At 67.7% G+C, this 15,705-nt stretch carries 14 protein-coding genes and 1 pseudogene; 10 read left to right on the top strand and 5 right to left on the bottom strand.

Annotated elements, in window-relative coordinates:
- Nucleotides 1–49 precede the first annotated feature (49 nt).
- The 4 genes from N4G47_RS19280 to N4G47_RS19265 all read left to right on the top strand — a co-directional run bounded on the left by N4G47_RS19280 (nt 50) and on the right by N4G47_RS19265 (nt 4,171).
- On the top strand, nt 50–1,015 hold the full coding sequence (locus N4G47_RS19280) for an NAD-dependent epimerase/dehydratase family protein (protein WP_475289645.1): 966 nt from the start codon (nt 50–52) through the stop codon (nt 1,013–1,015).
- Nucleotides 1,016–1,104: 89 nt separating this feature from the next.
- On the top strand, nt 1,105–1,827 hold the full coding sequence (locus tag N4G47_RS19275) for a glycosyltransferase family 2 protein (protein WP_049443806.1): 723 nt from the start codon (nt 1,105–1,107) through the stop codon (nt 1,825–1,827).
- Complete coding sequence (locus N4G47_RS19270; protein WP_475289643.1) at nt 1,827–2,174, top strand: lipid-A-disaccharide synthase N-terminal domain-containing protein; 348 nt, start codon at nt 1,827–1,829, stop codon at nt 2,172–2,174. Before N4G47_RS19275 ends, N4G47_RS19270 begins: the two co-directional genes overlap by 1 nt.
- A gap of 224 nt (nt 2,175–2,398) precedes the next feature.
- The gene (locus tag N4G47_RS19265) at nt 2,399–4,171 is read left to right on the top strand and encodes a DUF885 domain-containing protein (RefSeq protein ID WP_475289642.1); all 1,773 of its coding nucleotides are present in this window, start codon (nt 2,399–2,401) and stop codon (nt 4,169–4,171) included.
- Between the two features lie 91 nt (nt 4,172–4,262).
- Here N4G47_RS19265 and N4G47_RS19260 read toward each other — a convergent pair whose 3' ends face one another.
- The 5 genes and pseudogenes from N4G47_RS19260 to N4G47_RS19240 all read right to left on the bottom strand — a co-directional run bounded on the left by N4G47_RS19260 (nt 4,263) and on the right by N4G47_RS19240 (nt 10,955).
- A complete protein-coding gene (locus tag N4G47_RS19260; protein WP_475289640.1) occupies nt 4,263–7,472 on the bottom strand; it encodes an efflux RND transporter permease subunit in 3,210 nt (1,069 codons plus the stop codon).
- Nucleotides 7,473–7,482: 10 nt separating this feature from the next.
- Nucleotides 7,483–8,688 (bottom strand): efflux RND transporter periplasmic adaptor subunit, encoded by a 1,206-nt coding sequence (locus tag N4G47_RS19255; RefSeq protein ID WP_475289638.1) that lies wholly within the window; start codon nt 8,686–8,688, stop codon nt 7,483–7,485.
- Nucleotides 8,685–9,936: pseudogene (locus N4G47_RS19250) on the bottom strand (TolC family protein). The gene N4G47_RS19255 and the pseudogene N4G47_RS19250 overlap by 4 nt, the downstream one beginning before the upstream one ends.
- 55 nt (nt 9,937–9,991) lie before the next feature.
- Complete coding sequence (locus N4G47_RS19245; protein ID WP_475289635.1) at nt 9,992–10,324, bottom strand: hypothetical protein; 333 nt, start codon at nt 10,322–10,324, stop codon at nt 9,992–9,994.
- 241 nt (nt 10,325–10,565) lie between these two features.
- Entirely contained in the window at nt 10,566–10,955 is a 390-nt protein-coding gene (locus tag N4G47_RS19240; protein WP_475289633.1) for a RidA family protein, read from the bottom strand.
- Nucleotides 10,956–11,063: 108 nt separating this feature from the next.
- Here N4G47_RS19240 and N4G47_RS19235 point away from each other — a divergent pair, with 108 nt between their 5' ends.
- The 6 genes from N4G47_RS19235 (at nt 11,064) to cls (ending at nt 15,664) form a co-directional block, all read left to right on the top strand.
- Nucleotides 11,064–11,957 carry a LysR substrate-binding domain-containing protein gene (locus N4G47_RS19235; protein WP_475289631.1) on the top strand — a complete coding sequence of 298 codons (894 nt, stop codon included), beginning with the start codon at nt 11,064–11,066 and terminating at the stop codon, nt 11,955–11,957.
- 55 nt (nt 11,958–12,012) lie between these two features.
- A complete protein-coding gene (locus N4G47_RS19230) occupies nt 12,013–12,522 on the top strand; it encodes a DNA polymerase III subunit epsilon (RefSeq protein WP_475289629.1) in 510 nt (169 codons plus the stop codon).
- A gap of 397 nt (nt 12,523–12,919) precedes the next feature.
- Nucleotides 12,920–13,156: a 50S ribosomal protein L28 gene (rpmB, locus tag N4G47_RS19225; protein WP_005411638.1), complete on the top strand. Its 237-nt coding sequence runs from the start codon at nt 12,920–12,922 to the stop codon at nt 13,154–13,156.
- Nucleotides 13,157–13,166: 10 nt separating this feature from the next.
- Nucleotides 13,167–13,334: a 50S ribosomal protein L33 gene (gene rpmG / locus N4G47_RS19220; RefSeq protein ID WP_169411268.1), complete on the top strand. Its 168-nt coding sequence runs from the start codon at nt 13,167–13,169 to the stop codon at nt 13,332–13,334.
- Nucleotides 13,335–13,846: 512 nt separating this feature from the next.
- Complete coding sequence (locus tag N4G47_RS19215; RefSeq protein WP_475289628.1) at nt 13,847–14,095, top strand: hypothetical protein; 249 nt, start codon at nt 13,847–13,849, stop codon at nt 14,093–14,095.
- A 150-nt stretch (nt 14,096–14,245) separates the two neighbouring features.
- Nucleotides 14,246–15,664 carry a cardiolipin synthase gene (gene cls / locus N4G47_RS19210; RefSeq protein ID WP_475289982.1) on the top strand — a complete coding sequence of 473 codons (1,419 nt, stop codon included), beginning with the start codon at nt 14,246–14,248 and terminating at the stop codon, nt 15,662–15,664.
- Nucleotides 15,665–15,705 lie beyond the last annotated feature (41 nt).

Raw genomic sequence — 15,705 nt, 5'->3', positions numbered from 1 at the left:
CGACGTCGGCCATGCCGTTGGCAGCGGGGTGCTTTGATCGAGACCCGCGATGACCATCCTGCTCACCGGCGCTGCCGGCTTCATCGGTGCCTACACCGCCCGCGCGCTGCTGGAGGCCGGCCAGTCCGTGGTCGGCCTGGACAACTTCAACGACTACTACGACCCGCAGATCAAGCGTGATCGCGTGGCTGCGCTGTGCCCGACGCTGGACCTGCGCACATTGGACCTGACCGACCGCGACGGCCTGGCCGCGCTGTTCGATGAGGTGCAGCCGACCGCGGTGATTCATCTGGCCGCACAGGCCGGTGTGCGCTATTCGCTGGAAAACCCGCAGGCCTACGTCGACAGCAACCTGGTCGGCTTCGTCAACATGCTGGAGCTGTGCCGCCATCGCGGCGTACAGCACCTGGTGTATGCCTCCAGCAGCTCGGTGTATGGCGATTCGGCCACGCCGCCGTTCTCCGAAGACCAGCGCGTGGACCAGCCGCGCTCGCTGTACGCGGCCACCAAGGCCGCCAACGAGCTGATGGCCTACACCTATGCGCAGCTGTACGGCCTGCACGCCACCGGCCTGCGCTTCTTCACCGTGTATGGCCCGTGGGGCCGGCCGGACATGGCGCCGCTGCTGTTCTCGCGCGCGGTGCTGGCCGGGCGGCCGATCGACGTGTTCAACGAAGGCCGCATGCAGCGCGATTTCACACATGTTTCCGACATCGTGGCCGGTATCCTCGGCGCGCTCGCGCATCCGGCCGATGGTCCGGTGCCGCACCGGGTGTTCAATCTCGGCAACCATACGCCGGTCGAGCTGGAGCGCTTCATCGGCGTGATCGAGCAGGCCGCCGGCCGCCCCGCGCAGAAGGTCTACAAACCCATGCAGCCCGGCGACATGGTGCGCACGATGGCCGATACCCGACGCGCCCATGACGCTTTCGGCTTCGACGCGGTGACCCCGATCGAACAAGGCCTGCCGCCCGTCGTGGCGTGGTGCCGCGAGTATTTTGGCGACTGCGCCTGAGGAGGGATCCTCACGCCGCCGGGTTCATCTTCGGATAACCTCGGTTTCGGAGAATGCGCGGTCTTTGTTTCCCTCTGGCCGAGTGCCTTATGAGCCAACCCGAGCTTTCCGTTGTCGTTCCGGTGTTCAACGAGCGTGACAACGTCGCCCCGCTGGTCGCTGAAATCACCGCCGCGCTGCGCGGCCGGCTGCCGTTCGAGATCGTCTACATCGACGACCACTCGCGCGATGACACCCTGGCCGTGCTGCAGGGCCTGAAGGCGACCACGCCGGAACTGCGCGTGCTGCACCACGTGAACCAGAGCGGGCAGAGCACCGCCGTGCGCACCGGCGTCAAGCACGCACGGGCGCCCTGGATCGCCACCCTCGATGGTGACGGCCAGAACGATCCGGCCGATATTCCCAAGCTGCTGGCCGCGCGTGATGCCGCCGAGGCGCAGGTGAAGCTGTTCGCCGGCTGGCGCGTCAACCGCCAGGACAGCGGCAGCAAGCGCTGGGCCAGCCGCTGGGCCAATGCCATCCGCGCGCGCATGCTGCGCGACGACACCCCCGATACCGGCTGCGGCATCAAGCTGTTCGAGCGCAGCGCGTTCCTCGACCTGCCGTACTTCGACCACATGCACCGCTACCTGCCGGCGCTGATGCAGCGCGCAGGCTGGAAGACCACCAGCGTGCCGGTCAACCACCGCCACCGCACCGCCGGCGTGTCCAAGTACAACAACCTGGGCCGCGCGCTGGTCGGCATCCGCGACCTGCGCGGCGTGGCCTGGCTGATCACCCGCAGCAAGCGCACCGCAGTGGAGGAGCGTTGATGGAACTGGAGCTGCACTGGCTGGACCAGCCGCTGACCTGGCTGTACTGGACCGGCCTGCACGTGACCGGCTGGAAGCTGATCGGCTACACCGGCGCGCTGATGTTCGGCGGCCGCTGGCTGGTCCAGTTCATCGCCTCCAAGCGCGCCGGCAAGCCGGTCATCCCGCGCCTGTTCTGGTACATGAGCGTGGTCGGCAGCCTGATGACGCTGAGCTACTTCCTGTTCTCGGCCAAGCAGGACTCGGTGGGCGTGCTGCAGAACCTGTTCCCGGCGTTCACCGCGCTGTACAGCCTGCACCTGGACATCAAGCACCGCGGCTGGAAGCGCGACAGGGCCAGCCACTGAGGCTGCGCCGGGATGCGGTCTGCCGTGGGTAGAGTCGACTGTCAGTCGACTTTCGCGCGGAGCGCGGGCTTTGCTACGTCTGGCGGAAGAGCAGCCGACTAACAGTCGGCTCTACCCAGTCGGCTCTACCACGCGCCTCCGGCGCTGCAGGCAGGACCTTCGTCCCATGCCACCGGCGGTGGGGGTGCCATGATCGGGGTCTGCCTTCCCGGGAACCTGTGCTCGTGAAAACCCGTCTTGCCGTTGCCCTGCTGATCGCCCTGTCCGCCCCCGCCGTGGCCCTGGCCGCGCCGCCCGCCGCTGCCGCGCCAGCCAGCGTGGCCACCGAATCGCCTGCCGATGCCGCCTTCCGCGCGCTGTATGAGAAGGAATGGAAGTGGCGCCAGCAAGGCGGCGGCGAGGCCAGCGAAGATGAAGACGCGCCGGCCAATGCCACCCGCATGCCCGACGTCGGCCCGGCCGCGCAGCAGGCGCGCCTGAAGGTCTGGGACGAAACCCTGGCCGCATTGAAGAAGATCGACCCGAAGACCCTGTCGGCCGACAACCAGGTCAACTACGCGATCTACCACGACCAGGTGTTCAACCTGGCCGAGGAAGTGCGCCTGCGCGGCTACGAGATGCCGTTCAACGCCGACTCCTCGTTCTGGTCCAACCTGTCCTTCATGGCCCGGCGCGAGATGAAGACCGCGCAGGACTACCAGAACTACATCGCCCGCCTGAATGATGTGCCGCGCTACTTCGGCCAGCAGACCGAGAACATGCGCGCCGGCCTGAAGCGTGGTTTCAGCGTGCCGCGTGCGGTGCTCGATGGCCGCGAGGTCTCCATCGCCACCGTCGCCGAACTGATGGATCCCACCGAGTCGCCGCTGTACGCGCCGTTCAAGAAACTGCCCAACAGCATCCCAGCCGCCGAGCAGGCCAAGCTGCAGGCGCAGGCGCGTGAAGCGATCAGCGGCAAGGTGGTGCCGGCGTTCCAGCAGCTGCGCACCTTCTTCGTCAGCGAGTACGTGCCGCAGGCGCGCACCACCCTGGCCGCCGAAGCGATGCCGGACGGCAAGGCGTACTACAAGCAGCAGATCCACGAATACACCACGCTGGACCTGTCGCCGGACGAGATCCACCGCATCGGCCTGGACGAAGTCGCTCGCATCCAGGGCGAGATGAACGACATCATCAAGCAGGTGAAGTTCAAGGGCAGCTTCGCCGAGTTCCTGACCTTCCTGCGCACCGACCCGCAGTTCTATGCCAAGACGCCGGAAGAGCTGCTGTCGCGTGCTGCGTGGATCTCCAAGCGGGCCGATGGTCAGCTCGGCAAGTACATGACGCTGCCGCGCGCGCGCTTCACCATCGTGCCGGTGCCGCCGGACATCGCACCGTTCTGGACCGCCGGCCGTGGTGGCATGGGCACCTACTGGCTCAACACCTACAACCTGCCGTCGCGCCCGCTGTACAACCTGCCGGCGCTGACCCTGCATGAATCCGATCCGGGCCACGCGCTGCAGGGCGCCATCGCCGCCGAGCAGAAGAACCTGCCCGAGTTCCGCCGCAACGCCTACATCTCCGCCTATGGCGAAGGCTGGGCGCTGTACTGCGAGAAGCTGGGCGTGGAGATGGGCATCTACGAAACCCCGTACGAGGATTTCGGCCGCCTGACCTACGAAATGTGGCGTGCGGCGCGCCTGGTGATCGACACCGGCGTGCACAGCAAGGGCTGGACGCGCGAGCAGGCGCTGGCCTACCTGCGCGACCACACCGCGCTGAGCGAGCATGAAGTGACCACCGAAGTGGACCGCTACATTTCCTGGCCAGGCCAGGCGCTGAGCTACAAGCTCGGCGAGATCGCCATCGTGCGCCTGCGTGCGCAGGCCGAGAAGGAGCTGGGCGACAAGTTCGACATCAAGGGCTTCCACGACACCCTGCTCAAGCAGGGCTCGGTGCCGTTGCCCGTGCTGGAACAGCAGATCCAGGCCTACATCGCCGAGCGCAAGAAGGCCTGACCGTTACCAGGTAGTGCCGGCCGCTGGCCGGCAACCCGATCCGGTCACGGGGTCGGATCCCTTTCCTGTGGAAAGGGATCCGACCCCAACCTCAGCCGACCGCCCGCGGCTTGGCCACGCGCGCGGCAAACGTCGGCAGCACCAGCAGGGTCAGCACGGTGGCGGTAATGAGGCCACCGATCACCACCGTCGCCAGCGGCTTCTGCACTTCCGCACCGGAACCACTGGCAATCGCCATCGGAATGAAGCCGACGATCGCCACCAGCGCCGTGGTCAGTACCGCGCGGATGCGGCTGGAGGCACCGTTGATCGCCGCTTGAAGCGGCACGTCACCGGCATCCAGGCGTTCGCGGATCGCCTGCATCAGCACCAGGCCGTTCAACGTGGCCACGCCGGAGACGGCGATGAAGCCGACCGCCGCCGACACCGAGAACGGCATGCCACGCAGCAGCAGCGCGAGGATGCCGCCGACCATTGCCAACGGCACGCAGCTGAACACCAGAACGGCTTCCTTGCCGCTGCGCAGGGCCATGAACAACAGGCTGCCGATCAGCAGGAACACCACCGGCACCACTGTCGCCAGCCGCTTCTCCGCGCGCTGCAGGTTCTCGAACTGGCCACCCCAGGTCAGGTAGGCCCCCGGCGGCAGCGCCACGTCGGCCACTGCGGCCTGTGCCTCTCCGACAAAACCACCCAGGTCACGGCCACGCACATTGGCCTGCACCACCACGCGGCGGCTGCCGTTGTTGCGGCTGATCTGGTTCGGCCCTTCGCTGACCGTGATGCGTGCTACCGACGATAGCGGAATCACCAGCCCGGACGGCGTAGCGATCGGCAGTGACGCCAGTTGGTCCGGATCGTTGCGCGAGGCATCGTCCAGGCGCACCACCACGTTGAAGCGGCGATCACCTTCGAAGATCTTGCCGGCGGCGGTACCACCGATGCCGGTGGACAGCGCATCACTCACATCCGCCGCGGTCAGCCCGTACTGCGCCGCCGCCACATGATCGATCGCCACGTTCAGCGTGGGCAGGCCGGAGATCTGCTCTACCCGCACGTCGGCAGCGCCGTTCACTGCGCGCAGCTTCAGCGCCACCTGGTCGGCCACCTTTTGCAGCTGGCTGAAGTCATCGCCGAAGATCATTACGGCCAGGTCGGTACGCACGCCGGAAATCAGCTCGTTGAAGCGCAGTTCGATCGGCTGGCTGAACTCGAAGCTGTTGCCCAGCTGCTGCCCGGCCAGTTTTTCGAAGCGCGCCACCAGTGCGTCCTTGGCCAGCTTCGGATCGGGCCAGTCCTTGCGGGGCTTCAGCACGATCACGCTGTCGGAGATGTTGGTCGGCATCGGGTCGATCGCCGCCTCGGCGGTACCGGTGCGCGAGAACACGGTCTCCACTTCCGGCTGCTTGGCGATCGCTTTTTCCAGTGCCAGTTGCATCGCCAGCGACTGCTCCAGCGAGGTCGACGGCACGCGCAATGCCTGCATCGCCACGTTGCCTTCGTCCAGCGTCGGCATGAACTCGCGACCCAGCAGCGAGAACGAACCGATGCCCACCACTACCATCATCACCGCACCGGCCAGCACCGTGCGCGGATGCGCCACGGCCTTGCGCACCACCGGCTCGATGCGCGCGCGCAGCACACGGATCAGCTTGGTTTCGTGCTCGCCATCGTCGGCATGGGCATCGCCGTCCTTCAGCTTCGGCTCGCGCACCAGCAGTGCGGCCATCGCCGGCACGAAGGTGAAGGAGAAGATGAAGGCACCCACCAGGGCCAGCATGAAGGTGGCCGCCATCGGGTGGAACGTCTTGCCCTCCACGCCTTCCAGCGTGAGGATCGGTGCGAATACCAGCAGGATGATCAGCTGTCCGAACGCCGCCGGGCGCGCCATCTTCATTGCCGAGTCGGCGGCCACGCGCAGGCGTTCCATCGCGGTCAGCGCACGGCCCAGTTCGGCGCGGCGCTGGCCCAGCATCAGGAGGGTCGATTCGACCACGATCACCGCACCGTCCACCAGGATGCCGAAGTCCAGCGCACCCAGGCTCATCAGGTTGCCGCTGATGCCGAAGCGGTTCATGCCGATCACTGCGAACAGGAACGACAGTGGAATCACCAGCGCGGTGATCGTCGCCGCACGCAGGTTGCCCAGCAGCAGGAACAGCACCACCACCACCAGCAGCGCGCCCTCGGTGAGGTTCTTGGCCACGGTCTTGATGGTGGAATTGACCAGCACGCTGCGGTCCAGCACCGGCGCGGCCACGATGTCGGCCGGCAGCGATTTGTTCACCTGTTCCAGGCGTGCGGCCGCGGCCTGCGCCACGGTGCGGCTGTTGCCACCGGCAATCATCAGCGCGGTGCCCAGCACGGCCTCGTGGCCGTTGCGGCTGGCTGCACCCAGGCGCGGCGCGCGGCTCAGTTCCACGGTGGCCACATCGGCCACGCGCACCACCACGCCATTGCGGGTGGCCACCGGCGCCTGTGCAAGGTCCTCGGTGGTCAGCGCCAGGCCATCGGCACGCACCACCAGGCCTTCGCCGGCGCGCTGCACGAAACCGGCGCCGGCCTGCACGTTGGAACGCTGCAGGGCAGTGACCAGGTCCGCCAGGCCGAGGCCGTGCGCGGCCAGCCGCGCGCTGTCCGGATGCACGCCGTATTCCTTGACGTAGCCGCCAACGGTATCGACACCGGCCAGCCCCGGGCTGGAGCGCATCTGCGGCGCGATGATCCAGTCCTGCACGGTGCGCAGGTAGGTCGCGCGTTCTTCCGGCGTGCGCAGCAGGTTGCCTTCCGGCGTGCGATAGACCTCACCGGCCTGCCAGCCGGCGTCACCGGGCTTGGCCAGCCTGGCTGGATCGAACGTGGTGAAGTCCACCGTCCACATCAGCACCTCGCCGAGGCCGGTGGTGACCGGCGACAGCATCGGCGACGCACCATCGGGCAGGTCATCGGCCGCTTCGCGCATGCGTTCGGCCACCTGCTGGCGCGCGAAGTAGATGTCGGTGGCATCGGTGAAGATCGCGGTGACCTGCGAGAAACCATTGCGCGACAACGAACGGGTGGTAGTCAGGCCGGGAATGCCGGCCAGCGCGGTTTCCAGCGGGTAGGTCACCTGCCGCTCGATCTGCTCCGGGGTCAGCGCCGGCGCCACCGTGTTGATCTGCACCTGGCGGTTGGTGATGTCCGGCACCGCGTCGATCGGCAGCTTGCCCAGCTGGAACAGGCCCACCGCAGCGATCAACGCGGCCATGAACACCACCAGCCAGCGGTGGCGCACCGCTGTTTCAATGATCAGCTTGAACATGGTCGCCTCCTCAGTGGCCGTGCTCGGCTTCGCCCTTGGCCAGTTCGGCCTTGAGCAGGAAGGCGTTGGCACCGACGATGCGCTCGTTGCCGGTCAGCCCACCGAGGATCTCGATGCGGTCGCCGGCGCGACGCCCGGCCAGCACCGGCTGCGCCTTGAAGCCACCATCGACGGCGACGAACACCGCGCTGCTGCCATCGACGTTCTGCACCGCATCGGCGGGCACGCTGAGCGAACCGTCCTGGCCTTCGGTGACCACCACGGCTGACACCGGCGAACCGGCCGGCGGCAGCGAGGCATCGACCGGGGTAGCACGGATCACCGCGACGCCGCCCTGTTGGCGCACGTCGGCGGCCGAACCGGTGACGGTGGCGGTGAAGCTGCCACCCGGCACGCTCACCTCCAGCTTCATGCCCGGCGTGACCTGCGCGGCCAGCGCCGGCGGTGCGGTGAACACCAGCTCGTTCATCGCCGGATCGGCGACGTCGGCCACGGCGCTGCCGGCGGCGACCACGCCACCCGGGGTGACCTGCACGTTGCCGACGATGCCGGCCACCGGACTGGTGATGCGCACGCGGCCACTGGCATCAGGCGCACCGTTGGCGGCGGCCTGCGCCTGCGCGGCAGCGGCCTGCGCCTGGGCGGCCAACGAGCGGGCGCGCGAGGCTTCCATTTCCTGGCGCGCGACCACGCCCTGGTCGACCAGCGCCTTGTCGCGGCCATAGGCCAGGCGCGCGGCCTCGGCTTCGGCGGATGCGGCCAGCGCATTGGCGCGGAACACCGCTGCTTCGCCGCTGACCACGATCGCCAGTGCCTGGTTCTGCTTCACCGCGGTGCCCGGTGCGACCAGCACGCGTTCGACGCGGCCGGTCACCGTGGAGGCCACCGAGGCACGCGCACCGACCGAGGGCTCGACACGGCCGGCGAGGCGGGTTGAACCGCCACCGCCGCGACCGACGGCAACCACTTCGATACCGGAGCCCTTGATCTGCTCCGGGGTCAGCTGCACCACGCCTTCATCGGCGTCTGCCGGCGCCTTCGCGGTTTCTGCCTTGGCCTCCTTGCTGTCGGCGGCATGGCCGTGGCCATCGTCGGCGCCGGCCTTGGCCGCAGCGGGGTCTTCATTTGCAGGTGTCTGCGCGTTGCCGGCGCAGCCGGCCAGGAACACGGTCAGCAGGAGGCCGCCGATCAGGGGAAAGGAACGGGAGAGAGTCATGGGGCCTCCACAAAGGTGCGCGCCCTTCCAGGCGGGCAAGATCGATTTCCGCGCCGACGCGCGACAGGCGCGCATCCACGGCGGTGCCGCGGGCGGCGATGAGGGCGCTGCGCGTGCTGCGCAGTTCCAGCTGCGAGATGCGTCCGGCGTCGAAGCCGATGCGTGCAAGGCGATACGCCTCTTCGGCGGCGACCACGCTTTCATCGGCGGCGCGGGTACGGCTGCCAGCGGCCTTCAACCCGGCCACGGCGGACAGGCGCTCGGCCTCGCTGTCGCGGCGCTGCTGGTCCAGGCGTGCCTCGGCCGCGCGCTGGTCGGCGTTGGCGGCGCGGATGCCGCCACGGTTGCGGTCGAACAGCGGGATGCTGAGGCTGAGCCCGAGGTTGTAGGCACGCTCGCCGCCTTCGCGGAAACGGGTCTGCGCGGCGGTGACGCTGAGGTCGGGCAGGGCGCGCTTGCGCTCCACATCGACCAGCTTGCCGGCCGCATCGGCTTCGGCTTCGGCGATGCGCACCGCCAGTGCGGTATCGGTGGCACCGCGCGGCAGCGGTGGCGCGCGGTCGAGCAGGCTGTTGTCGATCGACTGCACCGGCGCATCCAGCAGCGCGGTGCCGGCCAGGCGGGCCAGCGCGGCATCGCGGAACGCCTGGGCTTCATCCAGCGACGCTGTGGCATTGGCCACTTCGCTCTGTGCCTGCACGGCGCGCAGTTGCGGTTCGCGGCCCTGCTTGACCATCGCGTTGACGGCGTTGGCGTCATCGCGGGTGAGGCTCAGTGCCTCTTCGGCCAGGGTGTAGCGGCGCAGTGCACTTTCTGCCTGTGCGTAGACCACCGCCAGCTGGCTGGCGACATCACTGCGGCTCTGCGAACCACGCAGGGCAGCGGCTTGTGCCTCGGCCCGGGCGGCACGAACGCGCGCGCCACGCTGGCCCCAGACCTCCAGCGGCTGGGACAGGGTGAGCACGGTGTCGGCCTTGCCCATGCCACGGTAGGTGCCGGAGCCCCAGGCGTTCTCGGCCGACCAGGAAAGGGAGGGATTGGGCAGCGCACGGGCCTGGTCGGCGCGCGCATCGGCGGCCTCGGCCAGTGCCGTGCCCACACGGGTGCCGGGCAGCTGGTCCAGGCGTTCAAGCAGGGTGTCGTAGGAGGGGCGGCTTGCGCCATCACCGATGCCGCCGGGGCCAGGCCCAGCAACACGGCGACGACCAGCCCGGCCGCACGCGGCGACCGAGGTGTCAGGATCGACATAGGGGATTCCGGTTGTGAGTGAAACGGGAGCCCGCAATCGCGGGACGCGCTCAACTCACGCCCGGGGTGGACGCGTCAATTCATCCTGGGCGACCGCGTAGGTCGCCGCATCGCCCGCACTCATCCAGCGCGCCGGCAGCGGCGCCCCGAACGCGGCCAGCGCGTGTGCCGGCAGGCTGAGGTTGGAGTGGTGGCAGTGGTTGTGGCCACAGGCACCGGCATGCTTGCTGTCGGCATCGCCATCGGCATCCGGTGCGGACTCCACATGCACCGTGCTGGCATGCGGTTCCACCGTGCACGCCAGCGCGTCGGCCACCGGCACGACCACGAATGCCGCCATCAGCAGCATCAGCAGGGTCGAACGGAGGTGGCGGGTGATCCAGCGCATGAAGGGGAGGCTAGCAAGCGGTTTTCGCCGGATACAATATCAATGGCCGCTTCGGGAATACGTCGGAATCTCCCGTTCAGGTGGCCGGCGTGGGGCCTTCTGCCCCGGTGGGTGTCGACCTTGGTCGGCACGCCTATCGGCCCGTGGGGTCGGACACCGGGCTGCGCGTCTGTAGAGCCGAGCCCATGCTCGGCTGCTTTCGCACGACCAGCCGAGCATGGGCTCGGCTCTACAGTAGCGGTCACGGCAGCTTCGCGATCACCTTGATCTCGAACTGGAATCCATACAGCCAGGTCACGCCGATACCGGTCAGGGTCGGGTGCGGCGCCTCGCCCCAGTACTCCGGCACGATCGCCCAAGCCTTCTCGAAGTTGGTTTCCGGATCGACCAGGAACACGGTCACGTCGATCACGTCATCGAATGTGCAGCCTGCGGCAGCCAACACCGCATTGAGATTCTCGAAGGCGCGGCGCACCTGCATCTCGAAGTCCGGCTCAGGCGAACCGTCCTCGCGGCTGCCGACCTGGCCGGAAACGAACAGGAAGCCATCGGACCGGATCGCCGGCGAGTAGCGGTTGCGCTCATAGAGGGCCTGGCGCCCGGCGGGGAAAACGACATCACGCTGTGACATGGGGAAGATCCTGAGGGAGAGAACGCCATCCTCCCTACCAGCGCTGTCTGGATAAACCGCGATGATCGGCCTAGATTGATTGCCAATTCCAAACAATCGCGGCCAGCCATGGACCGTTTCGAGGCGATGCGGGCGTTTGCCCGGGTGGTGGAAACCGGCAGCTTCACCCGCGCCGCGCACACCTTGCAGATCAGCCGCACCACGGCCACCCAGCTGGTGCAGCAGCTGGAGGCGCACCTGCGGCTGCGCCTGCTCAACCGCACCACGCGGCGGGTCAGTGTCACCGCCGACGGTGCGGCCTATTACCCGCGCATCGCCCGGCTGCTGGCCGAACTGGACGAGGTGGAAGGCGGGCTGGGCGACGCGGCCGCCCAGCCGCGTGGGCGCCTGCGCGTGGATGTGCCCGGGCCCTACGCACGGCTGCGGCTGGTACCGGCGCTGCCGGAGTTCCAGGCGCGCTACCCGGAGATCCAGCTGGATATCGGCGTGAGTGATCGCGAGGTCGATGTCATCGCCGACAACGTCGACTGCGTGATCCGTGGCGGCACGCCGGCCGATCCGGCGTTGGTGGCGCGGCCGCTGGCAGCGTTGCCGATCGGTTTCCACGCCAGCCCGGCGTACGTGCAGCGTTTCGGTGTGCCGGTCGATCCGCGCGCGCTGGAAGGGCCGGACCACCACATTGTGGGTTTCCTCAGCCCGCGCAGTGGCCGTGCCCGCGTGTTCACTGCACAGCGCGGCGATGAGCGCATCGAGGTGCAGGGCCGCTACACGGTCGGCTTCGACGACGGCAACGCCTATCTGGCGGCTGCGTTGGCGGGGCTCGGCGTGGTGGCGCTGCCCCGCTACATGGCTGAACCGCACGTGGCGCGTGGCGAGCTGCTGCCGCTGCTGAAGGACTGGCAGCTGCCGCCGATGCCGATGCATGTGATGTTCCCGCCGAACCGGCACATGAGCCAGCGGCTGCGGGTGTTCATTGACTGGGTGGTGGAAGCGTTGGGGTGAGTGCATCGATCGCGTGCGAAAATCCGGGGGCACGTACTGGAGAACGCACGCCCTGATGAGCCGCATCGTCGCACTGGATACCGAAACCACCGGCATTTCCCATCGCCTCGGTCATCGCGTGATCGAGATCGGTGCCGTCGAACTGATCGATGGCCAGCTCACCGGGCGCCAGTTCCACACCTACCTGCAACCACAGCGCAGGGTCGATTGGGGCGCGCAGCGCGTGCATGGCATCAGCGATGCGATGCTGGTGGGCAAGCCGCTGTTCTCCAGCAAGGCCGCCGAGCTGCTGGAGTTCCTGCGCGGCAGCGAGATGGTCGCGCACAGCGCCACGTTCGACGTCGGCTTCCTCGATAACGAGCTGCGCCTGGCCGGCATTCCCGCCACGCTGGCCCAGCACTGCCGCGTCACCTGCAGCCTGAAGCTGGCGCGCGGGCGCTGGCCCGGGCAGGGCAACAAACTGGACGATGTGCTGCAGCGCCTGCGCATTCCCGGCAATCGCGGCCTGCACGGTGCACTGAAGGATGCCCATCTGCTGGCCCAGGTCATCCCGCACCTGCGCTGAGCCGGCCCGGTCGTTGTTGTAGAGCCGAGCCCACGCTCGGCTGCTGTGTCCCGGAATGCCTGAGCCGAGCGTGGGCTATGCCGGTCGTCCTGACCGTCACCCTACGGGCCGTCGCAAGCGACGTTGGCAGCGGCTCCTGCCGCTACCTTCGGCTCTACAAGGGCTCCCGCCGTCGTGTTCAGCCCACGGCCTGTGGGTAACTTGCGCAAGTGCTTGAACGCGTGCATAATGCGCGGCTCGCTGTGTCCGGTTTTCTACCGGGCGGCGCCCCCGGGAGCACGTCCCCGGCCGCCCAACGCCAGCGTAACCCTTTGATTCTCTTGACGTGTGGTGGGCAACCATCGAGGCCGCCGTCTCCCGGGCTACGGGCTGACAACTACTACTATCGAGGTGCGCAATGTCCCGCGTATGCCAGGTTTCCGGCAAGCGAGTGCAGACGGGTAACAACGTCTCGCACGCCAACAACAAGACCCGTCGTCGTTTCCTGCCGAATCTGCACGAGCGCCGTTTCTGGGTGGCCAGCGAGAACCGCTGGGTCAAGCTTCGTGTTTCCGCGCATGCACTGCGCACCATCGACAAGAACGGCATTGATTCCGTTCTGGCTGAGCTGCGTGCGCGCGGCGAAAAGGTCTGAGGAGTAAAGCATCATGGCAGGCAAGCGCGATAAGGTCCGTATGATTTCCTCGGCCGGTACCGGCCACTTCTACACGACCGACAAGAACAAGAAGAACACCCCGGGGAAGATGGAATTCCTGAAGTACGATCCGGTCGTGCGCAAGCACGTCCTGTACAAGGAAGGCAAGATCAAGTAATCCGCAAGGATTGCTGATCCCCGCGAAGAAACCCGCCCTTGCGGCGGGTTTTTTCATGCCTGGCATCCAGATATGGGTGCCGACCGTTCGGGCATTCCCCTTTGGGTGGGTGCCGACCGTTGGTCGGCACTGGGCAGTCCCTGCGCACGCTGTCGCCAATGGCGCCGTGCACGGAATGATGGGCCGAATGCGATAAGTGATTGTGCCTACCGGTTCCGGCACTTCGCGCGGTTCAAATCGATTGGAACGACAGGCCCTGCCGTGCCCATGATGGCTGGCCGCTGCGGTTGCAGTGGCCGGGCTTGCAATCCCGTGAAGTCAATCATGAGTAGACTCGCCCGCCGTCGCCGGAGATCCCTCCGGCGACGGTTGGTGGCCTATCCGCCTCTATGGCGGACGGTGCGTGGGGGCCTCGCGCCCGCCGGTTCGTTTGCTCATTGATTGCTTCCCGGTATTGCAACCACGCATCGTCCGCCACCTTCACGGTGGCCAGATCCGTTGAAGGAGGTTGCATGAACACCCCGTCACACCGGCTGGACCTGGAACTGGGCTGGCTGCGCCTGCAGCGCATGCTGGAAGGCATCGAGGGCATGGCGCTGCTGCTGTGCGATCACCACCTGGCACTGGCCAACGGCGCACCGCCGACGCTGCCGGAGGCGCAGCTGGAGCGGGCCGCGCAGGCCATTGCCTGCATGGCGCTCAACGGCCGCCGTCACGCCGATTCGGTGCGCCAGCTGTGCGAGGTGCCGGTGCGGCACTGAGCCATCCCGTAGCGTCGAGCTTGCTCGACGGCCTTCCCTGCGGCCCTTGTAGAGCCGAACCACGCTCGGCTGCCCAACGGCAGTCGAGCAAGCTCGACTCTACACACCCTGCTGGGCAGAATGGCCCATCACCTCCCGACGGGCGACGCGATGCTGTTCGAGTGGTTGCTGGGTTCGTATCTGCTGCTGATCGACTGGCTGATCCGGCTGGTCGCGCTGTGCTGGATTCCCACCCGCACCACGCCGGGTGCGGCACGCAGCTGGCTGCTGCTGGTCGGCTTCGTGCCGCTGCTGGGCCTGCCGCTGTACCTGCTGTTCGGCCACCCGTGGTTGTCGCGCGAGCGCATCCGCCGCCAGGCCGAAGCCTCGCAGGTGATCCGCGAGGAGCAGGCGCTGCAGCACCGCCTGCGCTGGTCCCCGCAGCCGGACACCGCCAGCGCCGAGATCGTGCCGCTGGTGCAGCGCCAGGGCGATTTCATGCCGGTGCACGGCAATGCGGTCGATCTGCTGACCGACTACGACGACTCGCTGCACACGCTCATCGCCGACATCGACCAGGCCGAAGACCGCGTGCACCTGCTGTACTACCTGATGTTCGACGACGCGGTGGGCGAGGCCATCGTCGAGGCACTGCAGCGCGCCGCCGCGCGCGGCGTGCAGTGCCGCGTGCTGCTCGATGCGGTGGGCGCCAAGCGCGGCCTGCGCGCCTACCGCAACCGTCTGGAAGCGCGCGATATCGAAGTGCGCGCGATGCTGCCCGGCGGCCTGCGCTGGCGCCGCAGCGGGCGCATGGACCTGCGCAACCACCGCAAGATCGCGGTGATCGACAACGAAGTGGCCTATGTGGGCTCGCAGAACCTGGCCGGCCCGCAGTTCGTGCCGGGTCACCCGAACCGCGAACTGGTGGCGCGCGTGCGCGGCCCGGCGGTGGCGCATCTGGAGGCGGTGTTCGCCAGCGACTGGTACATGGAAACCGGCCAGCGCCTGGACGTGATCGCCGATGTGCCCGAGTGCAGCGACGACATCGCCACCCAGCTGCTGCCCAGCGGCCCGGCCTACCCGTACAGCAACGCGCGCGATGCGGTGGCGGCGCTGATCCATCTGGCACGGCGCCGGCTGGTGATGGTCACGCCGTACTTCGTGCCTGATGAAGCCACCCTCAGCGCGCTGCGCATTGCCGCGTTGTCCGGCGTCGACGTGCAGCTGATCCTGTCGGCCAGCAACAACCAGCGGCTGACCTCGTGGGCTCAGGAGGCCTACTACGACGAGCTGCTGCGCTGTGGCGTGCGCATCGCGTTGTATGAACCGCAGTTCCTGCACGCCAAGCACATGAGCGTGGACGAGGACATCGCCGTACTCGGCTCGATCAACATGGATATCCGCTCGTTTGCGCTGAATGCCGAAATCGGCCTGATCTGCTATGACCGCGCGCTGGTGCAGCAGCTGTGCGCGATCGAGGATGGCTACCTGCGCGAATCGCGGCAGCTGGATCTGCAGCAGTGGCGCAGCCGCCCCACCTGGCGGCGCAGCCGCGAGGGCATCGCACGGCTGGCCGATGCGTTGATGTGAGGCGGCGGCAACCGCCCATTTCGGCAACCCGGCCTGTCATC

It is taken from the genome of Stenotrophomonas sp. GSD10, assembly GCF_056172695.1.
Note: the sequence above shows the minus strand (reverse complement) of the source record. Positions and strands in the feature narration are given on the sequence as shown.